Genomic DNA, 4,830 nt, shown 5'->3' with positions numbered 1-4,830 from the left:
GCACCCGTGCTGCCGGGCCGCCCGGAGACCTCGCGCCCGCTCGTCCAGGGCCCGGCAGCCGAGCCCGACGGCGCCGGCGGCTACGCCTGCCCCTGGTGCGCCACCGGTAACAGGCCCGACCGCCACTTCTGCCGCCGATGTGGCATGAGCATGGCGGAGAGTCCGGAGGGTCCGGCCAGGCTCCCGTGGTGGCGCAGGCTCCGCGCGGGCAACCGGGAGGTGCCGTGGGCCGGTGACCGGCCCCGGCTGCGCAGCGGGTTCGGCTGGATCGTGCGCTGGCTCGCGGCGGCCGCGGCTCTCGGGCTCGTCATCTGGGGCGCGCTCAACACCGGTGCGGCGGTCCAGGCGATCGGCGACCACTTCGCCAAGCGCGCCGCCATCAACGTGGACGACCCCAAGGCGTCCCGGTCCTTCGCCGACCACACCGCGGGCAAGGTGTTCGACGGGCTCAACAACACCTACTGGGAGCCCGGCCGTTCGCAGGACGGCCGCGGCGAGTGGGTCCAGGCCACCTTCCAGGACCCGGTCCGGCTGCTCAACATCATCATCACGCCCGGTATCTCCGTCCAGCCCCAGGACCTCTCGAAGACCGCCCGGCCGCACCGCATCGACGCGATCGTCACCCAGGCGAGCGGCAAGCAGGTCGTGCAGCATCTCAACCTCGACCAGGGCGCCGGCCCGCAGACCTTCGACTTCCGCGTCGGTACGGTCTCATCGGTCCGCTTCGTCCTGCGCACGGGCTACGGGATCTCGGACAAGAAGCAGGTCGCGATCGCCGAGGTCGAGTTCTTCGGACGGTCCCACTCCTCCTGAACCGCCCGGACGGGCACTCCCGTTCCCGTCACAGCACTGAGGCCACCCGGTGAACCCATCCGGGTGGCCTCAGCGCTGTCGGCGCCTCAGGGGGCGTCAGGGGCCCGTCAGAGCGTGCCGAGCTTCAGCAGCGACAGCAGGGCGATCAGCTGGATCGACGAAGCGGCCAGCGCCTTCGGCCACGGCAGGTCGTGCGACTTGCTCACCATGGACGTGAACAGCGCGCCCGCCGCGATCCAGGTCACCCAGCCCAGGATCTGGACGAAGCCGTTCTCGCCGCCCAGGAAGACCGCGAAGAGCAGCCGCGGCGCGTCCGTGATCGACATGATCAGCATGGAGAGGCCCACGGTCGGCTGCCACGCGCCGTCGCCGCCGAGCTGACGCGCCAGCGTATGGGTCACAGCGCCGAGCAGCAGACTCCCGATGACGAAGGCGACCCCGGTCGTCAGGACGTACGGGACGGCGTTCGACAGCGTCGCGTGGACGGCGTCCTCACGGGCCTGGTCGAAGCCGAAGAGCGCCAGCATCCCGTAGATGAGCGTGACGGTCAGCGCGGGGCCCCACACCTTGTGGTCGCGCATCTGCCAGAACGTCGGTCCCGGGCGCATCACGATGCCCCGCAGCAGTTCCTTCCAGTGCAGCCGCGGCCCCACGGGCGGCGCGGCGGTCTGCCCGGCCCGGTAGGTGTTGCCGTCGCCGTACGGGTCGTCGCCGATGCTGAACGCCTGGGTGTGCCCCGGGTTGTCCGCGCTGTTCGCGTACGGGTCCACGGGCGGCCCGCCGTAACCGCCCTGTTGGCCCTGGTACGGGTCGCCCGGCCCCTGCGGCGGGTACGGGTCCCCGAAGTACTCCGGCTCGCCGTACGGCTGCTGGGCCTGCGGGGGCCACTGGTGCTGCTGCGCACGCTGCGGGGACGGCTGGGGCGCGGCAGCGCCACCGTACGGCGGAGGCGGTGCCTGCCTGCCGTACGGCTGCTGCTGCGGCGCCTGCCGTTGCGGTCCCCGCTGCTGACCCTGCGGGTTCTGTTGCGACGTGCGGTTGTCCCGGCCGCGTCCGATCCTGAATCCAGCCACGCTTTCGAACGTACCTGCTTCCGGCCGAGCGGGGGTCCGACCTGGGAGAACAGGCGGTGCTTTGCGGCCGACCTGTGACATCCCCCAGGGGACGGCCCTTAGGGGGGCGGCCCTCAAGGGGGGGACGGCCCTTGGGGGGGGCAGAGCGAAGGGCCGGAGCCGCCCGACGGCGGCCCCGGCCCTTCGCTCGCGTACTCCTTGCGTTACTTCACCGGCTCCGGCTCCGGTGCGTCCTCGTCGGCCGGGTCGTCCGCCGGGTCGGCGGGGAGCTTCACCGAGTCGAGCAGCAGCTGGGCCACATCGACGACCTGGAGTGATTCCTTGGCCTTGCCATCGTTCTTCTTGCCGTTGACCGAGTCGGTGAGCATCACCAGGCAGAACGGGCAGGCCGTGGAGACGATGTCCGGGTTGAGCGAGAGGGCCTCGTCGACGCGCTCGTTGTTGATGCGCTTGCCGATGCGCTCCTCCATCCACATCCGGGCGCCGCCGGCCCCGCAGCAGAAGCCGCGCTCCTTGTGCCGGTGCATCTCCTCGCTGCGCAGGCCCGGCACCTTCGCGATGATCTCGCGGGGCGGTGTGTAGACCTTGTTGTGGCGGCCCAGGTAGCAGGGGTCGTGGTAGGTGATCAGACCCTCGACCGGGGTGACGGGGATGAGCTTGCCCTCGTCGATGAGGTGCTGGAGCAGCTGGGTGTGGTGGATGACCTCGTACTCGCCGCCGAGCTGCGGGTACTCGTTGGCGATGGTGTTGAAGCAGTGCGGGCAGGTCGCGACGATCTTCTTCGTCGCCTTGGGCTTCTTGGTCGACTCGTCCTCGTCGTCCTCGCCGTACGCCATGTTCAGCATCGCGACGTTCTCCTGGCCGAGCTGCTGGAACAGCGGCTCGTTGCCCAGGCGGCGGGCGGAGTCACCGGTGCACTTCTCGTCGCCGCCCATGATCGCGAACTTGACGCCCGCGATGTGCAGCAGCTCGGCGAATGCCTTGGTGGTCTTCTTCGCCCGGTCCTCCAGAGCGCCGGCGCAGCCGACCCAGTAGAGGTAGTCGACCTCGGTGAGGTCCTCGACGTCCTTGCCGACGACCGGAACCTCGAAGTCGACCTCCTTGGTCCACTCGACGCGCTGCTTCTTGGCGAGCCCCCAGGGGTTGCCCTTCTTCTCCAGGTTCTTGAGCATCGTGCCCGCCTCCGACGGGAACGCGGACTCGATCATCACCTGGTAGCGGCGCATGTCGACGATGTGGTCGATGTGCTCGATGTCGACCGGGCACTGCTCCACGCACGCACCGCAGGTGGTGCAGGACCACAGCACGTCAGGGTCGATGACGCCGTTCTCTTCGAGGGTGCCGATCAGCGGGCGCTCGGCCTCGGCGAGGGCCGCGGCCGGTACGTCCTTGAGCTGCTCCTCGGTGGCCTGCTCCTCGCCCTCCATGTTCTTGCCGCCGCCGGCGAGCAGGTACGGGGCCTTGGCGTGCGCGTGGTCGCGCAGCGACATGATGAGGAGCTTCGGCGAGAGGGGCTTGCCGGTGTTCCAGGCCGGGCACTGCGACTGGCAGCGGCCGCACTCGGTGCAGGTGGAGAAGTCCAGCAGGCCCTTCCAGGAGAAGTGCTCGACCTGCGAGACGCCGAACACGTCGTCCTCGCCCGGGTCCTCGAAGTCGATCTCCTTGCCGGCGGATGTCATCGGCAGCAGCGCGCCGAGGGCGACACCGCCCTGCGCGTCGCGCTTGAACCAGATGTTGGGGAAGGCGAGGAAACGGTGCCAGGCGACACCCATGTCCGTCTTGAGCCCGACCACGATCATCCAGATGAAGGACGTCCCGATCTTGATCATCGCGGTCAGGTAGATCATGTTCTGCAGCGTGGCGACGCTGGTCCCGCGGAAGGCCGCGACCAGTGGGTACGAGAGGAAGTACGCGGCGTCGTAGCCGTGTACGCCGGCCAGCGCGCCCTCGAGACCGCGCAGCGAGTAGATCGCCAGGCCGATGATGAGGATGACGGCCTCGACGAAGTACGCCTGGCCGAAGTTGGAGCCCGCGAACCGGGACTTGCGGCCCGGCCGGTCCGGCTTCGACAGCTGGCGGATCACGATCAGGACGAGGATGCCGAGCGTCGTCATCACACCGATGAACTCGACGAACATCTCGTACGGCAGCCAGTGGCCGATGACCGGAAGGACCCAGTCGGCCTTGAAGAGCTGCCCGAGGGCGTTGATCAGGGTCAGCACGAGCGAGAAGAAGCCGACCGCTACGAACCAGTGCGCGAACCCGATGATGCCCCAGCGGTTCATCCTGGTGTGGCCGAGGAACTCCTTGACCACCGTGATCGTGCGCCGGGCGGGTTCGTCGGTGCGGGTGCCTGCGGGCACGTCCTGACCGAGCCGCACGGAGCGGTAGATCTGGGCGATGGCTCGGGCGAACAGCGCGACACCGACCACGGCGAGTACCAGCGACACAATGATCGCGGCGAGTTGCATGGGGGCTCCTCGGGCCTGCGAGGTGGGGATCCAGTGGTGACAGTGATTCTCAAGTGATTACTAAGCAGTAACTTAATGCACCTGTTGCTGAGAGTACCCACTTATCCCACTGCGATGTACCAGGGCAGGCGGTGATCTGCGTCGCTCAGGGTGTCCTCAGAGTCTCCTCACCGGATGTCTGCCGTCCAATCGTGTTACTCACCGCATAGTGGGGCATAACGAACTAACTTGTGGACCGTTCGAGCTGGATGCCCAGGCGGCATCACCCCGATACCGCAACCGATGGGCGGCGCATGAACCAGGCGATCTCCCGTACCGACGGCCCCCCGGCCCCTCCCGGCGGCGGCCCGCCCCGCACCGTCCGCCGCGCCGGAATCCCGCTCACCCCGCTCACCCCGGCGGCCGCCGCGCGGACACTCGTACGCCTCGCGGTACGGGGCGCGGCGGCCGATGTCCACCTCTGCGGGACCGCC

4 protein-coding genes are annotated in these 4,830 nt (G+C 69.0%); 2 read left to right on the top strand and 2 right to left on the bottom strand.

Features of this window, described 5'->3' with window-relative positions:
- On the top strand, positions 1-813 hold an 813-nt coding region (locus G3I19_RS34520), incomplete at its 5' end, for a discoidin domain-containing protein (RefSeq protein WP_164267647.1).
- Between the two features lie 107 nt (positions 814-920).
- On the opposite strand, the gene G3I19_RS34515 is transcribed toward G3I19_RS34520, so the two are convergent.
- A complete protein-coding gene (locus tag G3I19_RS34515) occupies positions 921-1,886 on the bottom strand; it encodes a Yip1 family protein (RefSeq protein ID WP_164267646.1) in 966 nt (321 codons plus the stop codon).
- A gap of 203 nt (positions 1,887-2,089) precedes the next feature.
- Positions 2,090-4,357: a heterodisulfide reductase-related iron-sulfur binding cluster gene (locus tag G3I19_RS34510; protein ID WP_164267645.1), complete on the bottom strand. Its 2,268-nt coding sequence runs from the start codon at positions 4,355-4,357 to the stop codon at positions 2,090-2,092.
- 293 nt (positions 4,358-4,650) lie between these two features.
- Between G3I19_RS34510 and G3I19_RS34505 the strand changes: the two genes are divergently transcribed.
- Positions 4,651-4,830 (top strand): hypothetical protein (locus G3I19_RS34505; protein ID WP_164267644.1); only part of this gene is annotated, 180 nt, incomplete at its 3' end.

The sequence above is a fragment of the Streptomyces sp. SID10853 genome, assembly GCF_010548145.1.
Classification (GTDB): Bacteria; Actinomycetota; Actinomycetes; order Streptomycetales; family Streptomycetaceae; genus Streptomyces.
The sequence above is the reverse complement of the archived record's forward strand: the minus strand, read 5'-3'. Positions and strand labels throughout refer to the sequence as shown.

Excerpts from the sequence above, each read along its gene's own strand:
- G3I19_RS34510 (WP_164267645.1), bottom strand. The coding sequence starts at position 4,357 with ATGCAACTCGCCGCGATCATTGTGTCGCTGGTACTCGCCGTGGTCGGT.